Origin of the sequence: Pseudomonas jessenii (assembly GCF_002236115.1) — a bacterium.
Taxonomy (GTDB): domain Bacteria; phylum Pseudomonadota; class Gammaproteobacteria; order Pseudomonadales; family Pseudomonadaceae; genus Aquipseudomonas; species Aquipseudomonas jessenii.
Window position 1 is genome coordinate 613,591 of the sequence record NZ_NIWT01000005.1, and the last position, 23,256, is coordinate 636,846.

At 59.6% G+C, this 23,256-nt stretch carries 20 protein-coding genes and 2 pseudogenes; 11 read left to right on the plus strand and 11 right to left on the minus strand.

All coding sequences use genetic code 11. The features are described from left to right. Nucleotides 1-486: 486 nt before the first annotated feature. From dnaA to gyrB, 4 genes are read left to right on the plus strand one after another with little or no spacing between them, the layout of a single operon-like run. Entirely contained in the window at nt 487-2,007 is a 1,521-nt protein-coding gene (gene dnaA / locus PSJE_RS19645; RefSeq protein WP_090452273.1) for a chromosomal replication initiator protein DnaA, read from the plus strand. 39 nt (nt 2,008-2,046) lie between these two features. Beyond that, entirely contained in the window at nt 2,047-3,150 is a 1,104-nt protein-coding gene (gene dnaN / locus PSJE_RS19650) for a DNA polymerase III subunit beta (protein ID WP_007969885.1), read from the plus strand. A 20-nt stretch (nt 3,151-3,170) separates the two neighbouring features. Continuing rightward, a complete protein-coding gene (gene recF / locus PSJE_RS19655; protein ID WP_090452275.1) occupies nt 3,171-4,274 on the plus strand; it encodes a DNA replication/repair protein RecF in 1,104 nt (367 codons plus the stop codon). A 5-nt stretch (nt 4,275-4,279) separates the two neighbouring features. Next, the gene (gene gyrB / locus PSJE_RS19660) at nt 4,280-6,697 is read left to right on the plus strand and encodes a DNA topoisomerase (ATP-hydrolyzing) subunit B (RefSeq protein ID WP_057716535.1); all 2,418 of its coding nucleotides are present in this window, start codon (nt 4,280-4,282) and stop codon (nt 6,695-6,697) included. 60 nt (nt 6,698-6,757) lie between these two features. On the opposite strand, the pseudogene PSJE_RS19665 reads toward gyrB, so the two are convergent. From PSJE_RS19665 to glyQ, 5 genes and pseudogenes are all read right to left on the minus strand, one after another. Continuing rightward, nucleotides 6,758-6,940, minus strand: a pseudogene (locus tag PSJE_RS19665) (winged helix-turn-helix domain-containing protein); the annotation flags it as partial. A gap of 281 nt (nt 6,941-7,221) precedes the next feature. Further along, nucleotides 7,222-8,001, minus strand: a complete 780-nt coding sequence (locus PSJE_RS19670) for a lysophospholipid acyltransferase family protein (RefSeq protein ID WP_057712652.1) — start codon at nt 7,999-8,001, stop codon at nt 7,222-7,224. 83 nt (nt 8,002-8,084) lie between these two features. After that, on the minus strand, nt 8,085-8,624 hold the full coding sequence (gene gmhB, locus PSJE_RS19675; protein WP_167362881.1) for a D-glycero-beta-D-manno-heptose 1,7-bisphosphate 7-phosphatase: 540 nt from the start codon (nt 8,622-8,624) through the stop codon (nt 8,085-8,087). Between the two features lie 4 nt (nt 8,625-8,628). Beyond that, a complete protein-coding gene (glyS, locus tag PSJE_RS19680) occupies nt 8,629-10,683 on the minus strand; it encodes a glycine--tRNA ligase subunit beta (protein WP_090452277.1) in 2,055 nt (684 codons plus the stop codon). Next, entirely contained in the window at nt 10,680-11,633 is a 954-nt protein-coding gene (gene glyQ, locus PSJE_RS19685; protein ID WP_003187265.1) for a glycine--tRNA ligase subunit alpha, read from the minus strand. Before glyQ ends, glyS begins: the two co-directional genes overlap by 4 nt. An 81-nt stretch (nt 11,634-11,714) precedes the next feature. Here glyQ and tag point away from each other — a divergent pair, with 81 nt between their 5' ends. The 3 genes from tag (at nt 11,715) to PSJE_RS19700 (ending at nt 13,600) form a co-directional block, all read left to right on the plus strand. After that, nucleotides 11,715-12,272, plus strand: a complete 558-nt coding sequence (gene tag, locus PSJE_RS19690) for a DNA-3-methyladenine glycosylase I (protein ID WP_090452279.1) — start codon at nt 11,715-11,717, stop codon at nt 12,270-12,272. Nucleotides 12,273-12,312: 40 nt separating this feature from the next. After that, complete coding sequence (locus tag PSJE_RS19695; RefSeq protein WP_057712648.1) at nt 12,313-13,200, plus strand: lysophospholipid acyltransferase; 888 nt, start codon at nt 12,313-12,315, stop codon at nt 13,198-13,200. Nucleotides 13,201-13,360: 160 nt separating this feature from the next. Beyond that, nucleotides 13,361-13,600 carry a PilZ domain-containing protein gene (locus PSJE_RS19700; protein ID WP_057712647.1) on the plus strand — a complete coding sequence of 80 codons (240 nt, stop codon included), beginning with the start codon at nt 13,361-13,363 and terminating at the stop codon, nt 13,598-13,600. Here PSJE_RS19700 and PSJE_RS19705 read toward each other — a convergent pair whose 3' ends face one another. The 5 genes from PSJE_RS19705 to def form a co-directional block, all read right to left on the minus strand. Next, nucleotides 13,601-13,915, minus strand: coding sequence for a tetratricopeptide repeat protein (locus PSJE_RS19705; protein WP_057397334.1), 315 nt, complete (start codon nt 13,913-13,915; stop codon nt 13,601-13,603). It lies immediately after the preceding gene. Between the two features lie 158 nt (nt 13,916-14,073). Further along, nucleotides 14,074-15,450 carry a Trk system potassium transporter TrkA gene (gene trkA / locus PSJE_RS19710; RefSeq protein WP_057712646.1) on the minus strand — a complete coding sequence of 459 codons (1,377 nt, stop codon included), beginning with the start codon at nt 15,448-15,450 and terminating at the stop codon, nt 14,074-14,076. 22 nt (nt 15,451-15,472) lie between these two features. Then, the gene (gene rsmB, locus PSJE_RS19715; RefSeq protein ID WP_090452281.1) at nt 15,473-16,783 is read right to left on the minus strand and encodes a 16S rRNA (cytosine(967)-C(5))-methyltransferase RsmB; all 1,311 of its coding nucleotides are present in this window, start codon (nt 16,781-16,783) and stop codon (nt 15,473-15,475) included. Continuing rightward, nucleotides 16,780-17,739, minus strand: coding sequence for a methionyl-tRNA formyltransferase (fmt, locus tag PSJE_RS19720; protein WP_090452283.1), 960 nt, complete (start codon nt 17,737-17,739; stop codon nt 16,780-16,782). The genes rsmB and fmt overlap by 4 nt, the downstream gene beginning before the upstream one ends. A gap of 57 nt (nt 17,740-17,796) precedes the next feature. Beyond that, nucleotides 17,797-18,303 carry a peptide deformylase gene (def, locus tag PSJE_RS19725; RefSeq protein WP_057712643.1) on the minus strand — a complete coding sequence of 169 codons (507 nt, stop codon included), beginning with the start codon at nt 18,301-18,303 and terminating at the stop codon, nt 17,797-17,799. Nucleotides 18,304-18,545: 242 nt separating this feature from the next. Between def and PSJE_RS19730 the strand changes: the two are divergent. The 3 genes and pseudogenes from PSJE_RS19730 to tsaC form a co-directional block, all read left to right on the plus strand. Next, nucleotides 18,546-19,298: pseudogene (locus PSJE_RS19730) on the plus strand (peptidoglycan-binding protein); the annotation flags it as partial. An 81-nt stretch (nt 19,299-19,379) separates the two neighbouring features. Further along, nucleotides 19,380-20,486, plus strand: a complete 1,107-nt coding sequence (gene dprA / locus PSJE_RS19735) for a DNA-processing protein DprA (RefSeq protein ID WP_090452285.1) — start codon at nt 19,380-19,382, stop codon at nt 20,484-20,486. Nucleotides 20,487-20,540: 54 nt separating this feature from the next. Further along, nucleotides 20,541-21,098 (plus strand): L-threonylcarbamoyladenylate synthase type 1 TsaC, encoded by a 558-nt coding sequence (tsaC, locus tag PSJE_RS19740; RefSeq protein WP_057712640.1) that lies wholly within the window; start codon nt 20,541-20,543, stop codon nt 21,096-21,098. A 98-nt stretch (nt 21,099-21,196) separates the two neighbouring features. Here the strand turns inward: tsaC and PSJE_RS19745 are convergent, their stop codons facing one another. After that, a complete protein-coding gene (locus PSJE_RS19745; RefSeq protein ID WP_090452287.1) occupies nt 21,197-22,174 on the minus strand; it encodes an NADPH:quinone reductase in 978 nt (325 codons plus the stop codon). Between the two features lie 163 nt (nt 22,175-22,337). Here PSJE_RS19745 and hemF point away from each other — a divergent pair, with 163 nt between their 5' ends. Then, nucleotides 22,338-23,252: an oxygen-dependent coproporphyrinogen oxidase gene (hemF, locus tag PSJE_RS19750; protein ID WP_090457720.1), complete on the plus strand. Its 915-nt coding sequence runs from the start codon at nt 22,338-22,340 to the stop codon at nt 23,250-23,252. The last annotated feature ends 4 nt before the right edge of the window (nt 23,253-23,256 follow it).

Here is a 23,256-nt window from a genome sequence, read left to right on the forward strand (position 1 = left end):
TTCAGGTCAATTTCCAACCAACGTTTCCTTATAAATAGATCTCCAGAGGTTTTTCAGCACTTGCACCTTGCGTAGATATAAAAATAAGAAAGGAAAGTATTTAAAGCTTTTCTGTAAAGCTTATAAAAGCTAGGCTCGCCACCTTCTGTGGATAACTCGATTCAGCCCTTGTTTTACCTGCTGTACAGAGAATGACAACTACGGTGGAAAACAGTGTTCAGCCTGTGCTGCGCTGTCGGATAACCTGTGTGTGAAAGGTCGCTTTATCCACAGGCCGGTTATCCACCGAGTTTCGCCCCCACTTGTGCAATGACCTTAACCCCGGTTATCCACAGAGCTTATGCACAGACCACTGGTCGCCTTTTTTGCGTATGAAACGGTGATTCTTCTTGGTCGATGAACCACCTTCGTGTGGATAAGTCGGCGTCTGGTCGCTACAATGGCCGCTTGTTTTTGCCTCACCGGCTTTCAACTTAGGGGATATCCGTGTCAGTGGAACTTTGGCAGCAGTGCGTGGAGCTTCTGCGCGATGAGCTGCCTGCCCAACAATTCAACACTTGGATCCGTCCACTACAGGTCGAAGCCGAAGGCGACGAGTTGCGTGTCTATGCGCCCAATCGTTTTGTTCTGGACTGGGTCAACGAAAAGTACCTGGGGCGTGTTCTCGAATTGCTCGATGAGCACGGCAATGGAATGGCGCCTGCGCTTTCCCTATTAATAGGCAGCAAACGCAGTTCGGCACCCCGGGCTGCGCCCAATGCTCCCCTGGCTGCCGCGGCTTCCCAGGCCCAGGCTGCTCAAGCGCCCGCCAGTCCGCCGCCGGCACCTGCCGCCGTGACGACCAAGCGTGCGACGCAAAAAGTGGCTGAGGTCACCGAGGAAGAACCTTCCCGTGACAGCTTCGACCCGATGGCCGGAGCCAGTTCGCAACAGGCACCTGTGCGCGCCGAGCAACGTACCGTGCAGGTCGAAGGTGCGCTCAAGCACACCAGTTACCTGAACCGCACCTTTACCTTCGAGAATTTCGTTGAAGGTAAATCCAACCAGCTGGCGCGCGCCGCCGCCTGGCAGGTGGCAGACAACCCCAAGCACGGTTACAACCCGCTCTTCCTTTATGGTGGCGTCGGCCTGGGTAAAACCCACTTGATGCATGCTGTGGGTAACCATCTATTAAAGAAGAACCCGAATGCCAAGGTGGTGTACCTGCATTCCGAGCGTTTCGTGGCGGACATGGTCAAGGCCCTGCAACTGAACGCGATCAACGAGTTCAAACGCTTCTACCGTTCGGTGGATGCGTTGCTGATCGATGACATTCAGTTCTTCGCCCGCAAGGAGCGTTCCCAGGAAGAGTTTTTCCACACCTTCAACGCCCTGCTCGAAGGTGGGCAGCAGGTCATTCTCACCAGTGACCGCTACCCGAAGGAAATCGAAGGCCTTGAAGAACGCCTCAAATCCCGTTTTGGCTGGGGCCTGACCGTAGCGGTCGAGCCGCCGGAGCTGGAAACCCGCGTGGCGATCCTGATGAAGAAGGCCGATCAGGCCAAAGTCGAGTTGCCTCACGACGCCGCGTTCTTCATTGCTCAACGCATTCGCTCCAACGTCCGTGAGCTGGAAGGCGCGCTCAAGCGCGTGATCGCCCATTCGCACTTCATGGGCCGCGATATCACCATCGAGCTGATTCGCGAATCCCTTAAGGACTTGTTGGCGTTGCAGGATAAACTGGTCTCTGTGGATAACATTCAGCGCACTGTCGCCGAGTACTACAAGATCAAGATCTCCGACTTGCTGTCCAAACGCCGTTCGCGTTCGGTCGCTCGTCCGCGTCAGGTCGCCATGGCATTGTCCAAGGAACTGACCAACCACAGCCTGCCGGAAATCGGCGATGTGTTTGGCGGCCGCGACCATACGACGGTCTTGCACGCGTGCCGCAAGATCAACGAACTTAAGGAATCCGACGCGGACATCCGCGAGGACTACAAGAACCTGCTGCGTACACTGACCACTTGATGAACACCAGCGCAGCTAATTAAGGCAAGGGACTAGACCATGCATTTCACCATTCAACGCGAAGCCCTGTTGAAACCCCTGCAACTGGTCGCAGGCGTCGTCGAACGCCGACAGACCTTGCCGGTACTTTCCAACGTGCTGCTGGTTGTCGAAGGCCAGCAATTGTCGCTGACCGGTACCGACCTGGAAGTCGAGCTGGTCGGTCGTGTTCAACTCGAAGAGCCGGCGGATCCGGGTTCCATCACCGTGCCGGCGCGCAAGCTGATGGACATCTGCAAAAGCCTGCCGAACGATGCGCTGATCGACATCAAGGTCGACGAGCAGAAGCTTGTGGTCAAGGCTGGCCGTAGCCGCTTCACCCTGTCGACACTGCCGGCCAACGACTTCCCTACCGTGGAAGAAGGCCCGGGTTCGCTGACCTGCAGCCTGGAGCAAAGCAAGCTGCGTCGTCTGATCGAACGCACCAGCTTCGCCATGGCCCAGCAGGACGTGCGTTACTACCTCAACGGCATGCTGCTGGAAGTTTCCGCGGGTGTGATCCGCGCGGTAGCCACCGACGGCCACCGTCTGGCCATGTGCTCGATGCAGGCCGACATCGGCCAGCCGGATCGTCACCAGGTCATCGTGCCGCGCAAAGGTATCCTCGAACTGGCTCGCCTGCTCACCGAGCCGGACGGCAATGTCAGCATCGTGCTGGGTCAGCATCACATTCGCGCCACCACCGGTGAGTTCACCTTCACCTCGAAGCTGGTTGACGGAAAATTCCCGGACTACGAGCGAGTTCTGCCTAAAGGTGGCGACAAGCTGGTTCTTGGTGATCGTCAGGCTCTGCGCGAAGCGTTCAGCCGTACCGCCATTCTTTCCAACGAGAAGTACCGTGGTATCCGTCTGCAACTGGCCAGTGGTCAGCTGAAGATCCAGGCGAACAACCCGGAGCAGGAAGAGGCGGAAGAAGAAGTGGGCGTTGAATACAACGGCGGCTCTCTGGAAATCGGCTTCAACGTGAGCTACCTGCTCGACGTACTGGGCGTGATGACCACGGAGCAGGTTCGTCTGATCCTGTCCGACTCTAACAGCAGCGCGCTGGTGCAGGAATCGGATAACGACGACTCGGCCTACGTTGTCATGCCGATGCGTCTGTAATCATGTTCAGCAGAAGCTAGATGTCCTTAAGTCGCGTCTCGGTCACCGCGGTGCGCAATCTGCACCCGGTGACCTTCTCCCCCTCCCCTCGCATCAATATTCTTTACGGCGCCAACGGCAGCGGCAAAACCAGTGTTCTGGAAGCCATCCATCTGCTGGGGCTTGCCCGTTCGTTTCGCAGCACCCGTCTGTTGCCGGTCATTCAATACGAACAGCTTGCCTGTACGGTTTTTGGCCAGGTTGAACTGGCGGAGGGTGGGCATAGCGCCTTGGGCATCTCACGGGATCGCCAAGGGGAATTCCAGATCCGTATCGATGGGCAGAATGCTCGCAGCGCCGCGCAACTGGCCGAGATCTTGCCACTGCAACTGATCAATCCGGATAGCTTTCGATTGCTGGAAGGCGCGCCGAAGATTCGCCGACAGTTTCTCGACTGGGGTGTGTTCCACGTGGAACCGCGCTTCATGTCAACCTGGCAGCGCTTGCAGAAGGCCTTGCGCCAGAGAAACTCTTGGCTGCGGCATGGTACACTTGACGCCGTTTCGCAAGCGGTTTGGGACAGGGAACTGTGCCAGGCCAGCGTTGAAATCGATGAATACCGCCGCGCTTATATCAAAGCCTTGAAACCAGTCTTTGAACAAACCTTGAGCGAACTGGTTGAGCTTGAAGGCTTGACGCTCAGCTATTACCGCGGCTGGGACAAGGACCGTGAACTGAGTGCTGTGCTCGCCGGGTCTCTTCAGCGGGACCAGCAAATGGGACATACCCAGGCCGGACCACAACGCGCTGATTTGCGGCTCAGACTGGGTGCGCACAACGCCGCGGACATATTGTCCCGAGGCCAGCAGAAGTTGGTGGTTTGCGCATTACGGATTGCCCAAGGGCACTTGGTCAGCCAGGCTCGACGCGGTCAGTGTATTTATCTGGTGGATGACTTGCCGTCCGAACTGGACGAGCACCACCGTCGCGCCCTTTGCCGCTTGTTGGAAGACTTACGCTGCCAGGTATTTATCACCTGTGTAGATCACGAATTATTGAGGGAAGGCTGGCAGACGGAAACGCCAGTCGCTCTGTTCCACGTGGAACAGGGCCGTATCACCCAGACCCACGACCATCGGGAGTGAAGGCATTGAGCGAAGAAAATACGTACGACTCAACGAGCATTAAAGTGCTGAAAGGCCTGGATGCCGTACGCAAACGTCCCGGTATGTATATTGGCGACACCGACGATGGCAGCGGTCTGCACCACATGGTGTTCGAGGTGGTCGACAACTCGATCGACGAAGCGCTCGCCGGCTACTGCGACGACATCAGCATCATCATCCACCCGGATGAGTCCATCACCGTTCGCGACAACGGCCGTGGCATCCCGGTAGACGTACACAAGGAAGAAGGCGTTTCGGCAGCCGAGGTCATCATGACCGTGCTGCACGCCGGCGGTAAATTCGACGACAACTCCTACAAGGTTTCCGGCGGTCTGCACGGTGTGGGTGTGTCGGTAGTTAACGCCCTGTCGGAAGAGCTGGTCCTGACCGTTCGCCGTAGCGGCAAGATCTGGGAACAGACTTACGTCCACGGTGTTCCGCAAGAGCCGATGAAAATCGTTGGCGACAGCGAAACCACCGGTACACAGATCCACTTCAAGGCTTCCAGCGAAACCTTCAAGAACATCCACTTCAGCTGGGACATCCTGGCCAAGCGGATTCGTGAACTGTCCTTCCTCAACTCCGGTGTCGGTATCGTCCTCAAGGACGAGCGCAGCGGCAAGGAAGAACTGTTCAAATACGAAGGCGGCCTGCGTGCGTTCGTTGAATACCTGAACACCAACAAGACCCCGGTCAACCAGGTGTTCCACTTCAACGTCCAGCGTGAAGACGGCATCGGTGTGGAAATTGCCCTGCAGTGGAACGACAGCTTCAACGAGAACCTGTTGTGCTTCACCAACAACATTCCACAGCGCGACGGCGGTACTCACCTGGTGGGTTTCCGTTCCGCACTGACGCGTAACCTGAATACCTACATCGAAGCGGAAGGCTTGGCGAAGAAGCACAAAGTCGCCACCACCGGTGACGATGCCCGTGAAGGCCTGACCGCGATCATTTCGGTGAAGGTGCCGGATCCGAAGTTCAGCTCCCAGACCAAAGACAAGTTGGTGTCTTCCGAAGTGAAGACCGCGGTCGAACAGGAAATGGGCAAGTACTTCTCCGACTTCCTGCTGGAAAACCCGAACGAGGCCAAGCTGGTCGTCGGCAAGATGATCGATGCGGCCCGTGCCCGTGAAGCGGCACGTAAAGCCCGTGAGATGACCCGCCGCAAAGGCGCGCTGGACATCGCAGGCCTGCCGGGCAAACTGGCCGACTGCCAGGAAAAAGACCCTGCCCTGTCCGAACTGTACCTCGTGGAAGGTGACTCCGCGGGCGGCTCTGCCAAGCAGGGACGTAACCGCAAGACCCAGGCGATTCTGCCCCTCAAGGGTAAAATCCTGAACGTCGAGAAGGCACGCTTCGATAAGATGATCTCTTCCCAGGAAGTGGGCACCTTGATCACTGCGCTGGGCTGCGGCATCGGTCGCGAAGAGTACAACATCGACAAGTTGCGCTATCACAACATCATCATCATGACCGATGCTGACGTCGACGGTTCGCACATCCGTACCCTGCTGCTGACCTTCTTCTTCCGTCAGCTGCCGGAGCTGATCGAGCGTGGCTACATCTACATCGCTCAGCCGCCGTTGTACAAAGTGAAGAAAGGCAAGCAAGAGCAATACATCAAAGACGACGACGCCATGGAAGAGTACATGACGCAGTCGGCCCTGGAAGATGCGAGCCTGCACTTGAACGAGGATGCACCGGGTATCTCCGGCGAAGCCCTCGAGCGTCTGGTGAATGACTTCCGTCTGGTGATGAAGACCCTCAAGCGTCTGTCGCGTCTGTACCCACAGGAACTGACCGAGCACTTCATCTACCTGCCGGCTGTCAGCATGGATCAGTTGTCCGATCATGCAGCGATGCAGGACTGGCTGGCCCAGTACGAAGTGCGTCTGCGCACCGTCGAGAAGTCGGGTCTGGTCTACAAGGCAAGCCTGCGTGAAGACCGTGAGCGTGGCGTGTGGCTGCCAGAGGTCGAACTGATCTCCCACGGCCTGTCGAACTACGTCACGTTCAACCGCGACTTCTTCGGCAGCAACGACTACAAGACCGTTGTTTCCCTGGGCGCTCAACTGAGCACCCTGCTCGACGATGGCGCGTACATCCAGCGTGGCGAACGCCGTAAGTCGGTCACCGAGTTCAAGGAAGCCCTGGACTGGCTGATGGCTGAAAGCACCAAGCGCCACACCATCCAGCGATACAAAGGTCTGGGCGAGATGAACCCGGATCAGCTGTGGGAAACCACCATGGACCCAAGCGTGCGTCGCATGCTGAAAGTGACTATCGAAGACGCCATTGGCGCGGACCAGATCTTCAACACCCTGATGGGTGATGCGGTCGAACCACGTCGTGACTTCATCGAAAGCAATGCCCTGGCGGTGTCCAACCTGGACTTCTGATCCCGGTCGACCCCAACGAAAAGGCCAATGCATTTGCATTGGCCTTTTTTTGCCCGCGTTTTACTCGCTCGCCGGTGCCACACTCTCCAACCGATACCCATAAATCGTCAGCAACTGCCAACCGCGATCCGCCGTCAGCCCAAGCTTGTTGCGCAGGCGATAGATGTGAGTATCGAGCGGCCGGGACGAGGACACTTCTTCATCGGGCCAGAATCGTTCGTACAGATAATCCCGCGACCAGGCGCTGCCCATCGCGCAGCTGAAGATCGAACTGTTCAGCCAATACCGACGCTTTTCTTCCGCCCAAGGTATCGATGGCGTGGGGTTGGGATTATCGATGGTCAAAGCCGTTGTGGATGGGCATAAAAAAACCGGCTATATCCGCCGGTTTTTTTACGTCCAAAAAAAACTTATGCACGTTTTTATGGTTTTTATCATTCTAAGAAATATGTAAAAAAATCATAATGTTAGGTACAAAAAACGACGCTTTTCAATGAAACGGTACACAGGTTATCCACAGAATCTCAGACAACCACCTGATCGTTTGAAACCGGCGCTTGCGGAGCCGGTGGCAGTGAGCCCATTTCCCGTTGCATCTGCTCGTTCCACGCCTGGACCCGGTCGTTCAATTCAGCAATGGCTCGTGGTCCGGTGCCTGCGGCATACATCGGCTCACCAATGATCACAGTGATGACGCCCTGCTTCTTCGCCCAACCGGTTTTCGGCCAGAACTTGCCTGCGTTGTGCGCAATGGGCAGCACCGGCAATTCGGCGTTGACCGCCAAGGCGCTGCCACCGCGCGAGAACTTTCCGACGGTGCCGAAAGGAACGCGCGTGCCTTCGGGGAAGATCAGCACCCAGACATTGTCCTTGAGCAACTCATCACCTTTTTGAGCCACATGCTTGAGTGCTGCTTTCGGGTTGTCGCGATCGATGGCGATCGGTCGCAGCATGGCCATGGCCCAACCGAAGAACGGCACATAGAGCAACTCACGTTTGAGCACCTGGCTCAGCGGTGAGAAGTAGGCGGAGAGAAAAAACGTCTCCCAGGTACTCTGATGGTTCGATTGAATCACGCACGGCCGTTCAGGTACGTTCTCGGCACCCTTCACTTCGTAGCGAATACCAAGGAACACTTTGCTCAGCCACAGGGCACAACGGCACCAATACACGTTGATGAAGCGATAACGTGCCTTGAAGGGCAGAAACGGCGCGATAAAAAAACTCAGGCTGCACCACAGCAATGAGCTGGTGCCCAGCAGCAGGTAAAAGAGGAAGGTTCTGATGGCCTGCAATATCGACATGGTGACGTTTACCGTTGCGGGAATTGCCCGCCTGTATAAAGCGCACTCCTGATGGGTCCTTTATCAGGAATTTCAGAAGCACTCTAATTGTGGATAAGTTCTGCGGCAATCGCCGCCAGATCGTCAAAAATCAATGTGCCAACCGGAAGGGTCTTGCCCAAAGTCTTTTCGCCTTTCCCGGTCTTTACCAAAACTGGCTGTGAATCGACGGCTTTGGCGGCTTCCAGGTCACCAAGGCTGTCGCCGACGAACCAGAGATCGGTCAGCGACACGTTGTAATGAGCGGCGATGGTTTTCAACATCCCGGGTTTCGGCTTGCGGCAATCGCAGCCTTCGTCCGGCCCATGCGGGCAGTAGACGATCAGGCCGACTTCACCACCCTGCTCCGCCACCAACGCGCGCAAGCGCTCGTGCATGGCATTGAGGGTGGCAAGGTCGTAATAGCCGCGAGCGATGCCCGACTGGTTGGTAGCGACGGCTACCGTCCAGCCAGCCTTGCTCAACTGCGCGATGGCTTCGATCGATCCGGGGAGTGGAATCCACTCCTCCACCGACTTGATGTAAGCGTCGGAGTCGTAATTGATCACTCCGTCCCGATCGAGAATCAGCAGTTTCAACAGCAGTCCCTCAACCCAGCAGCGAAATGTCGGCGACGCCGAGGAACAGCCCACGCAGACGTGCCAGCAACGCATAACGGTTGGCGCGGACCTTTGCGTCCTCCGCATTGACCATCACGGCTTCGAAGAACGCATCCACCGGCTCGCGCAAGGCGGCCAGACGTGCCAGCGATTCGCTGTACTGACGGGTCGCAGCCATTGGCTGCACCGCTTGATCCGCTTGCTGGATCGCCGAGTACAGGGAGAACTCGGCGGCGTTGTCGAAGTACTTGGCTTCGACGGTGGTCGGCATGCTGCCTTCGAGTTTGCTCAGCAGGTTCGATACGCGCTTGTTCACCGCGGCCAGTGCAGCGGCTTCCGGCAATTTGCGGAACGCTTCCACCGCTTGTACGCGCTGATCGAAATCCAGGGCCGAACCCGGTTTCAGGGCACGTACCGACAGGTAGGTGGCAACATCCACGCCTTCGTCTTCGTAACGGGCACGCAGACGGTCGAAGATGAACTCCAGCACCGAATCAGCCAGGCCGGCAGCCTTGACCTTGCTGCCGAACGAGTTGACGGCGAAGGCCACGGCGTCGGTCAGGTCGAGGTCGAGCTTCTTGTCGATCAGGATCCGCAGCACGCCGAGCGCGGCACGGCGCAGAGCATACGGGTCTTTGCTACCGGTGGGCAGCATGCCGACACCGAAGATCCCGACCAGGGTGTCGAGCTTGTCGGCGATCGCCACGGCCGCACCGGTCAGGGTGGTCGGCAGTTCAGCGCCGGCACCGCGCGGCATGTACTGCTCGTTCAGCGCCAGTGCGACATCTTCCGGCTCGCCATCGTTGAGGGCGTAGTAGTAACCGGCGACACCTTGCATCTCCGGGAACTCGCCGACCATCTCGGTCGACAGGTCACACTTGGACAGCAGGCCTGCACGAGCAGCCCACGAAGCGTTGCCGCCAATGCGCGCCGCGATGTAGGCGGCGAGTCTGGAAACGCGTTCGGCCTTGTCGTAGACGCTGCCGAGTTTTTCCTGGAACACCACGTTCTGCAGGCGCAGGTTGAAGTCTTCGAGCTTTTGCTTCTTGTCTTGCTTGAAGAAGAACTCGGCGTCGGTCAGGCGTGGGCGAACCACTTTCTCGTTACCGGCGATGATCTGCTGTGGGTCCTTGCTCTCGATGTTGGCCACGGTAATGAAACGTGGCAGCAACTTGCCGTCGGCGTCCAGCAGGCAGAAGTACTTCTGGTTGTCCTGCATGGTGGTGATCAGGGCTTCCTGCGGCACGTCGAGGAAGCGCTCCTCGAACGAGCACACCAGCGGCACCGGCCATTCGACCAGCGCGGTCACTTCATCGAGCAGCGCTGGAGGAACGATTGCCGTGCCTTCCTGACGGGTGGCCAGCTCTTCGGTGCGCTTGCTGATGATCTCGCGACGCTCGTTGGCGTCGGCCAAAACGTAGGCGGCACGCAGGTCGGCCAGGTAGCTGGACGGCGAACCGATGCGCACGTTTTCCGGGTGATGGAAGCGGTGGCCACGGGAGTCGCGGCCGGCCTTCTGGGCGAGGATGGTGCAGTCGATGACCTGGTCACCGAGCAGCATCACCAGCCATTGGGTCGGACGAACGAATTCTTCCTTGCGCGCGCCCCAACGCATGCGTTTCGGGATCGGCAGGTCGTTCAGCGAATCTTCGACGATGGTCGGCAGCAGGCTCGCAGTCGCCTTGCCGGCGATGCTCTGGCTGTAGCGAAGTTTCGGGCCGCTCTGATCGATTTCGCTCAGCTCGACGCCGCACTTCTTGGCGAAGCCCAATGCTGCCTGGGTCGGGTTGCCTTCAGCATCGAACGCGGCCTGACGCGGCGGGCCGTCGAGGTTGATGCTGCGATCCGGCTGCTGGGTGGCCAGTGCGGTGATCAGCACGGCCAGGCGGCGCGGAGCGGCATAAACGGTTTTGCTCTCGTAGTTCAGGCCGGCAGCTTGCAGGCCCTTGTCGATACCGGCGAGGAACGCCTCGGCCAGTGTGTTCAGGGCTTTGGGTGGCAGTTCTTCAGTGCCCAGTTCAACCAGAAAATCCAGAGCACTCATTGTGCAGCCTCCAGCTTGGCCAGTACTTCATCACGCAGGTCCGGGGTCGCCATCGGGAAGCCCAGCTTGGCGCGAGCCAGCAGGTAGGCTTGCGCAACGGAACGCGCCAGGGTGCGTACACGCAGGATGTATTGCTGACGCGCGGTCACCGAGATCGCCCGGCGCGCATCCAGCAGGTTGAAGGTGTGGGAAGCCTTCAACACCATTTCGTAGCTCGGCAACGGCAGCGGCTGGTCGAGTTCGATCAGGCGCTTGGCTTCGCTTTCGTAGAAATCGAACAGTTCGAACAGCTTGTCGACATTGGCGTGTTCGAAGTTGTAAGTGGACTGCTCCACTTCGTTCTGGTGGAACACGTCGCCGTAGGTCACTTTGCCGAACGGACCGTCAGCCCACACCAGGTCGTAGACCGAGTCCACGCCTTGCAGGTACATGGCCAGACGTTCGAGACCGTAGGTGATCTCGCCGGTCACCGGGTAGCACTCGATGCCGCCCGCTTGCTGGAAGTAGGTGAACTGGGTCACTTCCATGCCGTTGAGCCAGACTTCCCAGCCCAGACCCCAGGCGCCGAGGGTCGGCGATTCCCAGTTGTCTTCGACGAAGCGAATGTCGTGGACCAGCGGGTCCAGGCCAACGTGCTTGAGAGAGCCCAGGTACAGTTCCTGGAAGTTGTCCGGGTTCGGCTTCAGGACCACCTGGAACTGGTAGTAGTGCTGCAGACGGTTCGGGTTTTCACCGTAACGGCCGTCAGTCGGACGGCGGCTTGGCTGCACGTAGGCGGCGTTCCAGGTTTCCGGGCCGATGGCGCGCAGGAATGTTGCGGTGTGGAAAGTGCCGGCGCCTACTTCCATATCGTAGGGCTGAAGTACCACACAACCTTGCTCGGCCCAGTATTGCTGGAGGGCGAGGATCAAGTCTTGGAAGGTACGCACGGCTGGCGTAGGCTGGCTCACGAAATTCACCTGTTTCTTGGGCTGCGATTTAAAGAGCGGGAGTATACCCGATTCATTGCTGCGCACGCCCCCTGGAGCCTTATGCCACGCTGCTTTTGGTGTTCCGAAGATCCGCTGTACATGGCTTATCACGATCAGGAGTGGGGCACGCCGCTACGGGATGCGCAGGGATTGTTCGAGTTACTTTTGCTCGAAGGGTTCCAGGCCGGGCTTTCCTGGATCACCGTGCTGCGCAAGCGCGAGCGTTATCGCGAAGTTTTGTTCGGCTTCGACGTGCAGCGCGTGGCGCAGATGAGCGATGCCGAAATCGACGAGCTGATGCTCGATCCCGGCATCATCCGCAACCGACTCAAGCTCAACGCGGCCCGGCGCAATGCCCAGGCCTGGCTGGCGCTGGAGGATCCGGTGGCGTTTCTGTGGTCATTCGTCGGCGGTACCCCTTTGATCAATCATTTCAAGGATCGCAGCGAAGTCCCGGCCGTGACGCCGACTGCCGTGGAAATGAGCAAAGGCTTGAAAAAGGCCGGCTTCACGTTCGTCGGGCCGACCATCTGCTACGCGCTGATGCAGGCCTCGGGCATGGTCATGGATCACACACGCGATTGCGACCGCTACGCGCAGCTGGCGAACGGCGGTTAGAATGGCCGCCTCGCGCACAGCACAAGATCAGGAGTGACCTGTGGATAAGTTTAAAGGCGCCTTGCTGGTAGGCGCTCTACGGCTGTTTGCCCTGCTTCCGTGGTGGGCCGTGCAGGCCGTGGGCTCGGCGATTGGCTGGGTTATGTGGAAAACCCCGAACCGTTCCCGCGACGTGGTACGGATCAATCTGTCCAAGTGCTTTCCGGACATGGACCCCGCCGAGCGTGAACGCCTGGTGGGCCAGAGCCTGAAAGACATCGGCAAGTCCCTGACCGAGAGTGCCTGCGCCTGGATATGGCCGGCCCAGCGCTCCATCGACCTGGTGCGCGAAGTCGAAGGCCTCGACGTATTGAAGGACGCCCTTGCCTCCGGCAAAGGCGTGGTCGGCATCACCAGCCACCTGGGCAACTGGGAAGTGCTCAATCACTTCTATTGCAGCCAGTGCAAACCGATCATTTTCTACCGTCCGCCGAAATTGAAGGCAGTGGATGAATTGCTGCAAAAGCAGCGGGTGCAGTTGGGTAACAAGGTCGCGGCTTCCACCAAGGAAGGCATCCTCAGTGTCATCAAGGAAGTGCGCAAAGGTGGTGCAGTGGGCATTCCCGCTGACCCGGAACCGTCCGAATCCGCCGGGATCTTCGTGCCGTTCTTCGCCACTCAGGCACTGACCAGCAAGTTCGTACCGAACATGCTGGCCGGCGGCAAAGCAGTCGGCGTATTCCTGCACGCCCTGCGCCTGCCGGACGGTTCGGGCTACAAAGTGATCCTTGAAGCCGCGCCAGAGGCCATGTACAGCACCGATACGGCAGAGTCCTGTGCGGCCATGAGCCAAGTGGTCGAGCGCTATGTGCGGGCGTACCCGAGCCAGTACATGTGGAGCATGAAGCGCTTCAAGAAGCGCCCACCGGGTGAAGAGCGTTGGTATTGACTTACTTGGCACACTCTGTGGATAACCTGTAGGAGCGAGCTTGCTCGCGATGGACGTTAACGATGATGTGGGCTGCCAGGTTGAACGCGGCGCCCTGGCATCCATCGCGAGCAAGCTCGCTCCTGCACGTATCCACAACCGTTCATCAGGGCGCAAAAAGATGTCCGAACACCGCAAATCATTTCGCATCAAGATCAGCCACGAAAGCATCGGCGATTGCCTGGGCCAGACGCGCAACCTGTCGACCACCGGCGTCTACGTCAAGCATCCGAAACTGTCGGCGCTGCCCAGGGGGGCGGTGGTTTACGGACAGGTGCAGGATTTACCCACAGGCGCGCCTCGCGTGCGCATGGAAGTGGTGCAGGTGGACGCCGAGGGCATCGGTTTGCGCTATCTCTGATCAGTGGGCCTGACGCTCGAGCTTCTTCAGGAACACCGTCATTTCCTTCTCTGCCTGCTTGTCGCCATGGCCGCGAGCAGCTTCCAGGCCTTGCTCCCAGGCCTGCCGCGCGGCCGCAAAGTCCGCCAGCGCCAGATGGGCCTTGCCCAGTAGTTTCCACGCCGCCGAATACTTCGGATCGAATTCGACGCAGCGCTGAAAATGCTCCGCAGCCTTGGCGTTCTCCCCCAGATCCAGATAACCCTTGCCTAGGCCGAAGCGCAGCAAAGCGTTATCCACACCCTTGGCGAGCATTTTTTCCAGGGATTCGATCATGGGTGGATTCCTTGCCTGAGGCATGTCATGGGTTGATTTACTGTAGGCGCGAGCTTGCTCGCGACGAACCTGACAGCGACGCGGGGTGTCTGGTTTCCAGCATTATCGTTGACGACCTTCGCGAGCAGGGCCCGCTCCTACTAAAGGCAGGCCCCGTATCAGAAGAAGCTCAGCCCCACATGGAACAACTTCTCTACATCGCGAATATGCTTTTTATCCACAAGGAACAGAATCACATGGTCGCCCGCTTCGATCACGGTGTCGTCGTGGGCGATGATCACTTCTTCGTCGCGGATAATCGCACCGATGGTGGTGCCTGGCGGCAGGCCAATGTTCTCGATGGCCTTGCCGATCACCTTGCTCGATTTCGCATCACCATGGGCAATTGCCTCGATGGCTTCCGCCGCACCCCGGCGCAGTGAGTGCACGCTGACGATGTCGCCCCGGCGCACGTGGGCCAGCAATGTGCCGATGGTCGCCAGTTGCGGGCTGATGGCGATGTCGATGTCGCCGCCCTGGATCAGATCGACATAAGCCGGGTTGTTGATGATGGACATCACCTTCTTCGCGCCCAGGCGCTTGGCCAGCAACGACGACATGATGTTGGCTTCGTCGTCGTTGGTCAGGGCCAGGAAAAGGTCAGCGTCGGCGATGTTCTCTTCCATCAGCAGGTCGCGGTCCGAAGCGCTGCCCTGCAACACCACCGTGCTGTCCAGTGTGTCGGAGAGATGACGGCAGCGTACAGGGTTCATCTCGATGATTTTCACCTGATAACGGCTTTCGATGGCCTCGGCCAGACGCTCGCCAATCTGCCCGCCACCGGCGATGACGATGCGTTTATAGGTTTCGTCGAGACGGCGCATTTCGCTCATCACCGCACGAATGTTCGCCTTGGCGGCGATAAAAAATACTTCGTCGTCGGCTTCGATCACCGTGTCGCCCTGGGGCAGGATCGGCCGGTCACGACGGAAAATCGCCGCAACGCGGGTTTCCACGTTCGGCATGTGTTCACGCAACTGCCGCAGTTGCTGGCCCACCAGCGGCCCGCCGTAGTACGCCCGCACCGCCACCAATTGCGCCTTGCCTTCGGCGAAGTCGATCACCTGCAAGGCACCGGGGTGCTGGATCAGGCGCTTGATGTAGTTGGTGACCACTTGTTCCGGGCTGATCAGCACGTCCACCGGAATCGCTTCGTTCTGGAACAACTGCTCTTCGCGGGTCAGGTACGCGGCTTCGCGAACCCGGGCGATCTTGGTCGGGGTGTGGAACAGGGTATGGGCGACCTGACAGGCGACCATGTTGGTTTCGTCGCTGTTGGTCACCGCGACCAGCATGTCGGCGTCATCGGCTCCGGCCTGGCGCAACACGGTCGGGAACGAGCCACGACCTTGTACCGTGCGGATGTCCAGGCGGTCACCAAGGTCGCGCAGGCGTTCGCCATCGGTGTCGACCACAGTAATATCGTTGGCTTCGCTGGCCAGGTGTTCCGCCAGCGAACCGCCGACCTGCCCTGCACCGAGGATGATGATTTTCATCCAGTCACTCCATTGAATCCATTTAACCGCGCGCGGCGGCGATCTTGATCAGCTTGGCGTAGTAGAAGCCATCGTGGCCACCTTCCTGGGCCAGCAACTGGCGACCATGGGGCTGCTTGATGCCGGCCGCCGTGGCGAGGTCCAGTTCACGAGCACCCGGCGTGCGGGCGAGGAAGGCTTCGATGACCTCGGTGTTCTCGGTCGGCAGCGTGGAACAGGTGGCGTACAGCAGGATGCCGCCGACCTCCAGGGTTTTCCACATGGCATCAAGCAACTCGCCCTGCAGCAGTGCCAGAGCGACGATGTCGTCGGGTTGGCGGGTCAGTTTGATATCCGGGTGACGACGAATCACGCCGGTGGCCGAACATGGCGCGTCCAGCAGGATGCGCTGGAACGGCTTGCCGTCCCACCACGCCTGAGTGTCGCGGCCGTCGGCGGCAATCAGTTCGGCGCTCAGTTTCAGGCGTTCGAGGTTTTCCCGCACCCGCACCAGCCGCTTGGCTTCCAGGTCTACCGCCACGACGCCGGCCAGTTTTGGCTCGGCTTCGAGGATGTGGCAGGTCTTGCCTCCTGGTGCACAGCAAGCGTCGAGCACCCGTTGGCCCGGCGCGAGGTCGAGCAGATCGGCAGCCAGTTGCGCGGCTTCGTCCTGCACGCTGATCCAGCCCTCGGCGAAACCCGGCAGGCTGCGCACATCGGCGGCGGCGTCGAGCACGATGCCGTCGCGGCTGTAGACACACGGCGTGGCGGCAATTCCCGCGTCAGTCAGCAAACCGAGGTAGGCATCACGGGTGTGATGGCGACGGTTGACCCGCAGGATCATAGGCGGATGCGCATTGTTCGCCGCGCAAATGGCTTCCCATTGATCTGGCCAGAACGCTTTCAAAGATTTCTGCAGCCAGCGTGGGTGAGCGGTGCGCACCACCGGATCACGTTCCAACTCGGCGAAAATCGTTTCGCTTTCGCGCTGAGCATTACGCAGCACAGCGTTGAGCAGCGCCTTGGCCCAGGGTTTTTTCAGCTTGTCGGCACAACCGACGGTTTCACCAATGGCGGCATGGGCCGGGACACGGGTGTAGAGCAACTGATAGAGACCGACCAGCAACAGCGCCTCGACATCGGCGTCGGCAGCCTTGAACGGCTTCTGCAGCAGCTTGGCCGCCAGCGCCGACAAACGTGGCTGCCAGCGCGCGGTGCCGAACGCCAGGTCCTGGGTAAAACCGCGATCACGGTCCTCGACCTTGTCCAACTGCGTAGGCAGCGAACTGTTGAGCGAGGCTTTTCCGTTCAGGACGGCAGCGAGTGCCTTGGCGGCGGCCAGACGCGGATTCATTGAGCGTCCGCCACTTGGCCGAGGACAGTGCCGGTGGCGAATTTCTCGCGACGGCTGTTGAACAGATCGCTGAAGTTCAGCGCCTTGCCGCCGGGCAATTGCAGACGGGTCAGGCACAAGGCCTGCTCGCCGCACGCGACGATAAGACCGTCTTTGCTGGCGCCGAGGATTTCACCCGGGGTGCCTTTGCCTTCGGCGAGGTTTGCGGCCAGTACTTTCAGGGCTTCGCCGTTCAAGGTGCTGTGGGTAATCGGCCACGGGTTGAAGGCACGGACCAGACGCTCCAGCTCAACCGCCGGGCGACTCCAGTCGATGCGTGCTTCGTCCTTGTTCAATTTGTGCGCATAGGTAGCGAGGCTGTCGTCCTGCACTTCGCCCTCCAGGGTTCCGTCGGCGAGGCCGGCAATCGCCTGGACTACAGCCGGCGGGCCCATTTCGGCCAGGCGATCGTGCAGGCTGCCGCCGGTATCTTCGGCGCTGATCGGCGTGGTGACCTTGAGCAGCATCGGCCCGGTGTCGAGGCCGGCTTCCATGCGCATCACGGTCACGCCACTTTCGGCGTCGCCCGCCTCCACGGCGCGCTGGATCGGCGCCGCACCCCGCCAGCGTGGCAGCAGTGAGGCGTGGCTGTTGATGCAACCCAGGCGCGGAATATCCAGCACCACTTGCGGCAGGATCAGGCCGTAGGCGACCACCACCATCAAGTCCGGCTTCAGTGCGGCCAGTTCAGCCTGAGCATCTTCGTTGCGCAGAGTGGGCGGTTGCAGCACCGGGATATTGTTCTCCAGAGCAAGCTGCTTGACCGGGCTCGGCATCAGTTTTTGCCCGCGACCGGCCGGACGATCCGGTTGGGTGTAGACCGCGACGATCTCGTAAGGGCTGCTCAGCAGGGCCTTGAGGTGTTCGGCGGCGAATTCCGGGGTGCCGGCAAAGACAATGCGCAGTGGCTCAGTCATGGGTGACGTCTCTTGAAAAGAAAAAGGCTTGCCGCAGCAAGCCTTTGAAGATGGGCATCAGGCGTTCTGGCGATGAAGCTTTTCCAGTTTCTTCTTGATGCGGTCGCGTTTGAGCGTCGACAGGTAATCGACGAACAATTTGCCGTTGAGGTGGTCGCATTCATGCTGGATGCACACCGCGAGCAGGCCTTCGGCGATCAGTTCATAGGGTTGGCCATCGCGGTCCAGCGCCTTGACCTTGACCCTTTGCGGGCGATCGACGTTTTCATAGAAGCCGGGTACCGAAAGGCAGCCTTCCTGGTATTGCTCCATCTCGTCGGTCAGGGGTTCGAACTCGGGGTTGATGAACACTCGCGGTTCGGTGCGGTCTTCGGAGAGGTCCATCACGACGATACGTTTGTGCACGTTGACCTGGGTAGCGGCGAGGCCGATGCCAGGCGCTTCATACATTGTTTCAAACATGTCGTCGACCAACTGACGCACTTCGTCGTCCACTACGGCCACTGGCTTGGCGATAGTGCGCAGACGCGGATCAGGGAATTCGAGGATGTTTAAAATGGCCATAAGCTTGATAAGTGCACGTGTGAAGTAAGGTCGGGTCGATGGCCTGGCGGTCCGAAGATGCAGGCTACCGTTGTAAAACGTAGCTCCCTTTTGTAGACAAGCAAGCCGGGAGCGAGCCACTGACGGCTCTGGCGTTTCACGCGAATGCACATAATAAAGGGATTCACCGCATGAGGAAATCACTACTCGCCCTGCTGCTCCTGGCTTCGGCAGGTTGGGCGTACGGGCAAGGGCAGCTTCGGGAAGAGATTCCCACCATAAAGCTGTCGCCTCAGGTTCGCAGCAGCCCGGTGACCGAGGCTATCCCCGGCATTGCTCTGAAGTCGATCAACAGCTTTCTGCTGAGCAACCGCATCGTCGACAAGGCCGAGGAATTCGACAAGGCGCCTTACATCGTCGCTGGTGATTCCGAACGGGTGCTCAGCGGCGCGGGTGACCGCATCTTTGCCCGTGGCCATTTCGATCCGGCACAACCGGCGTACGGTATCTTCCGCCAAGGCAAGGTCTACACCGATCCGCAGAGCAAGGAAATCCTGGGGATCAACGCCGACGATATCGGCGGCGGCGATGTCGTGGCCATCGAAGGTGACGTTGCCACCCTGGAGTTGCTACGCACGACTCAGGAGGTCCGCCTCGGCGATCGCTTGTTCAGCGGTGAAGAGCGCGCGATCAACTCGACCTTCACGCCCAGCGCACCGAGCCACGAAATCAACGGTTTGATCATCGATGTACCGCGTGGGGTCACGCAGATTGGCGAGTTGGATGTGGTAACGCTGAACAAGGGTCAGCGCGACGGTCTGGCCGAAGGCAATCTGCTGGCGGTAATGAAAACCGGTGAAACCGTAAGGGACCGGATCACTGGTCAGCCATTGAAAATTCCCGATGAGCGCGCCGGTTTGCTGATGGTTTTCCGTACCTACGACAAACTCAGTTATGGGCTGGTGCTCAGCGCCTCGCGCTCACTGTCGGTGATGGACAAGGTACGAAATCCGTAAGAGTGCTTCACAAGTTACCAACAGAGTTATCCACAGCTTATTCCCGTTTGTACGGGTGCTCATAACGATCAAGGATGATCCATGTCGATGCCTACTGTTACACCGGTTTCCCCCGCGGAACTGGAAGCTCGATTACGTCTGCACCGTTTGCCGGAACTCGGTCCTGCGCGTTTCAAGAAACTGCTCGAAGCCTTCGGTTCGGCATCCAAAGCCATCAGCGCGCCAGCCAGTGCCTGGCGCGCGCTGGGTTTGCCACTGGCCTGTTCCGAGGCCAGGCGTAGCACTGAGATCCGTGACGGCGCCAGTCATGCATTGGCCTGGCTGGAGCGCCCGGCCCAACATTTACTGATGTGGGACCAACCGGACTACCCGGCACTGCTGGCACAAATCAGCGATGCACCACCGCTGTTATTTGTCGCGGGCGATCCGGGCATTCTGGAAAAACCACAACTGGCGATGGTCGGCAGCCGTCGCGCTTCCCGGCCAGGAATGGACACCGCTGCCGCGTTTTCCCGCAGCCTGGCGGGTGCCGGTTTTGTCATTACCAGCGGCCTGGCCCTGGGTATTGACGCCGCCGCGCACCAGGCCGCGCTCGACGTTGGCGGGCAAACGGTCGGTGTGCTCGGCACGGGGCTCGAGAAGTTTTATCCACAGCGAAATAGACGCCTGGCGGACGCCATGATCGCTTCGGGCAGCGCAGTACTTTCGGAGTTTCCGCTGGATGCAGGTCCCAGCGCCAGCAACTTCCCACGGCGCAATCGCATTATCAGTGGTTTGTCCCTTGGAGTGCTGGTGGTCGAAGCCAGTGTCGCCAGCGGTTCACTGATCACCGCGAGGCTGGCGGCGGAACAGGGGCGCGAGGTGTTTGCGATGCCCGGGTCGATCCATCACCCCGGCGCCCGCGGCTGTCATCAGTTGATTCGGGACGGTGCGGTGCTGGTGGAAACCATCGAACATATCCTCGAAGCCTTGCGCGGTTGGCAACGACTGTCGTTATCCACAGAAACCTGCACCCCTGCGACGACTCACCCACTGCTGAAACTGCTGCATGTCGCGCCTCACACCAGTGAAGCGCTGGCCGACGCAAGCGGCTGGGCCTTGCCGAAAGTGCTGGCGGCGCTGACAGAACTGGAAATGGATGGCCGCGCCGTGTGCGAAAACGGGCGCTGGTTTGCACGGGTGAGCTAGGTTTTATAAACAAGATCGGTAAACTGCGCAGAGCCTTAATCTGGAGTGTTTTTCATGGTCAACAGTTGGCGTGTGCAACAAGCCGCGCAAGCAATTCGCGCCGGGGCGGTGATTGCCTACCCAACCGAAGCAGTCTGGGGTCTGGGTTGCGACCCGTGGGACATCGATGCGGTGGAACGTTTGCTGCTGATCAAGGGCCGGTCTGTGGAAAAGGGGCTGATTCTGGTCGCCGACAACATCCGTCAGTTCGATTTCCTCTTCGAAGACTTCCCCGAGTTGTGGATGGACCGCATGGCCAGTACCTGGCCGGGTCCGAACACCTGGCTGGTGCCGCACCAGAACCTGCTGCCGGAGTGGATTACCGGCGTGCATGAAACCGTGGCGCTGCGGGTCAGCGATCACCCGCTGGTGCGGGATTTGTGCGCGCTGGTCGGGCCGCTGGTGTCGACGTCGGCCAATCCGCAGGGGCGCCCGGCGGCACGTACGCGGATTCGCGTCGAACAGTATTTCCGTGGCCAGGTGGATCTGGTGCTGGGCGGAAACCTGGGCGGACGCAAGAACCCGAGCGTGATTCGCGATCTGGCGACCGGCAGGGTTGTGCGCCCGGACTGATACCCTGGTGCGCCCATCGCGAGCAAGCTCGCTCCCACAGGGGATTTGTATTCGACACAGAAACCTTGTGGGAGCGAGCTTGCTCGCGATGGCGTCAGTCAGGGCAACAAAACAACCGAGCCCGTCGTGCGCCGCGCCGACAACTCGGTCTGCGCCTTCGCCGCGTCAGCCAGTGGATAACGCTGGCTGATGTCCACGGTCAGCTTGCCGCCGATGATCATCTCGAACAACTCGTCGGCCATGCGTTGCAGGTTCTCGGCGTTGTTCGCATAAGTGCCCAGGGTTGGCCGGGTCACGTACAGCGAGCCTTTCCCCGCCAGGATCCCCAGGTTCACGCCGTCGACCGCGCCGGACGCATTGCCGAAACTCACCACCAGCCCACGCGGCGCGACGCTGTCGAGTGAAGTCAGCCAGGTGTCCTTGCCAACACCGTCGTACACCACCGGGACTTTTTTGCCGTCGGTCAATTCCAGCACACGTTGCGCGACATTTTCATGGCTGTAATCGATGGTCGCCCAGGCACCGTTGGCCTTGGCCAGCGCGGCTTTCTCCGCCGAGCTGACAGTGCCGATCAGCTTCACGCCCAAGGCCTTGGCCCATTGGCAGGCCAGGGAACCGACCCCACCGGCCGCGGCGTGGAACAGGATGGTTTCGCCACCCTTGAGTTCATAAGTCTGACGCAGCAGGTATTGCACGGTCAGGCCCTTGAGCATGACGCCGGCGGCCTGTTCGAAGCTGATGGCGTCCGGCAGTTTCACCAGATTGGCTTCGGGTAAGACGTGAACCTCGCTGTAGGCGCCCAGCGGCCCGCTGCCATAGGCCACGCGATCGCCGATCTTGAAGCGGGTCACGTCGCTGCCCACTGCCTCGACCACGCCCGCACCCTCTGAACCGACACCCGACGGCAGGGACGGCGGTGGATACAAACCGCTGCGGTAGTAGGTGTCGATGAAGTTCAGGCCGATGGCCTTGTTGGTCACGCGTACTTCCTTCGGACCTGGCTCGGCGGGTTGGTAATCCACATATTCGAGCACTTCGGGGCCGCCATGGGCGCGGAACTGGATACGCTTTGCCATCAGAACTCTCCATAGGTCGTTTTACCAAGCTCCCTATCGGACTCCTAAGCTTGATCTTCGTCAACTGCGGCGGGGTGACTTGCGATGGTATGCTACGCGCCCATTTGCGCAGGCTGAGCTCCAATGGAGCGCCGCGTTGTTTTGCCCGATTCAAGGTGATGACATGACGACCCGCACCGAGGCCGTAAAAGCCTACCTGCTCGACCTGCAAGACCGTATTTGCGCCGCCCTGGAAGCCGAAGACGGTGGCACGCAATTCGTCGAAGACGCCTGGACCAGGCAGGCGGGCGGTGGCGGTCGCACCCGTGTGATAGAAAACGGCGCGGTGATTGAAAAGGGTGGCGTCAACTTTTCCCATGTCTTCGGCAGTGGTCTTCCACCGTCTGCCAGCGCCCATCGACCGGAGCTGGCCGGTCGTGGCTTTGAAGCCCTCGGCGTGTCGCTGGTCATCCACCCGCACAATCCGCATGTGCCGACTTCCCACGCCAACGTGCGTTTTTTCATCGCCGAAAAAGAAGGTGAAGAGCCGGTCTGGTGGTTCGGTGGCGGCTTCGACCTGACCCCGTATTACGGCAACGAAGAAGACTGCATCCACTGGCACCACGTCGCCGAGCAGGCCTGCGCGCCGTTCGGTCCGGACGTCTACCCGCGTTACAAGGCCTGGTGCGACAGCTACTTCCACATCAAGCATCGTCACGAGCCGCGTGGCATCGGCGGCCTGTTTTTCGACGACCTGAACGAGTGGGACTTCGACACCAGCTTCGCCTTCATGCGTGCTATCGGTGACGCGTACATCGACGCCTATCTGCCGATCGTGCAGCGCCGCAAGAACGATGCGTTCACCGCCAAGCAGCGTGAGTTCCAGGAGTTCCGCCGTGGCCGCTACGTTGAATTCAACCTGGTCTACGACCGTGGCACGTTGTTCGGCCTGCAATCGGGTGGGCGTACCGAGTCGATCTTGATGTCGCTGCCGCCACAAGTGCGCTGGGGCTACGACTGGAAAGCCGAGCCTGGCAGTGAAGAAGCGCGTCTGACCGAGTATTTCCTGCAAGACCGCGATTGGTTGGCCGAAGCCTGAACGA

Bases quoted from the DNA above. Each gene is read 5' to 3' on its own strand.
- dnaN (WP_007969885.1), top strand. From the start codon at position 2,047: ATGCATTTCACCATTCAACGCGAAGCCCTGTTGAAACCCCTGCAACTG.
- recF (WP_090452275.1), top strand. From the start codon at position 3,171: ATGTCCTTAAGTCGCGTCTCGGTCACCGCGGTGCGCAATCTGCACCCG.
- PSJE_RS19670 (WP_057712652.1), bottom strand. From the start codon at position 8,001: ATGTCGATATTGCAGGCCATCAGAACCTTCCTCTTTTACCTGCTGCTG.
- glyS (WP_090452277.1), bottom strand. From the start codon at position 10,683: ATGAGTGCTCTGGATTTTCTGGTTGAACTGGGCACTGAAGAACTGCCA.
- tag (WP_090452279.1), top strand. From the start codon at position 11,715: ATGCCACGCTGCTTTTGGTGTTCCGAAGATCCGCTGTACATGGCTTAT.
- PSJE_RS19700 (WP_057712647.1), top strand. From the start codon at position 13,361: ATGTCCGAACACCGCAAATCATTTCGCATCAAGATCAGCCACGAAAGC.
- PSJE_RS19705 (WP_057397334.1), bottom strand. From the start codon at position 13,915: ATGATCGAATCCCTGGAAAAAATGCTCGCCAAGGGTGTGGATAACGCT.
- trkA (WP_057712646.1), bottom strand. From the start codon at position 15,450: ATGAAAATCATCATCCTCGGTGCAGGGCAGGTCGGCGGTTCGCTGGCG.
- rsmB (WP_090452281.1), bottom strand. From the start codon at position 16,783: ATGAATCCGCGTCTGGCCGCCGCCAAGGCACTCGCTGCCGTCCTGAAC.
- fmt (WP_090452283.1), bottom strand. From the start codon at position 17,739: ATGACTGAGCCACTGCGCATTGTCTTTGCCGGCACCCCGGAATTCGCC.
- def (WP_057712643.1), bottom strand. From the start codon at position 18,303: ATGGCCATTTTAAACATCCTCGAATTCCCTGATCCGCGTCTGCGCACT.
- dprA (WP_090452285.1), top strand. From the start codon at position 19,380: ATGTCGATGCCTACTGTTACACCGGTTTCCCCCGCGGAACTGGAAGCT.
- tsaC (WP_057712640.1), top strand. From the start codon at position 20,541: ATGGTCAACAGTTGGCGTGTGCAACAAGCCGCGCAAGCAATTCGCGCC.
- PSJE_RS19745 (WP_090452287.1), bottom strand. From the start codon at position 22,174: ATGGCAAAGCGTATCCAGTTCCGCGCCCATGGCGGCCCCGAAGTGCTC.
- hemF (WP_090457720.1), top strand. From the start codon at position 22,338: ATGACGACCCGCACCGAGGCCGTAAAAGCCTACCTGCTCGACCTGCAA.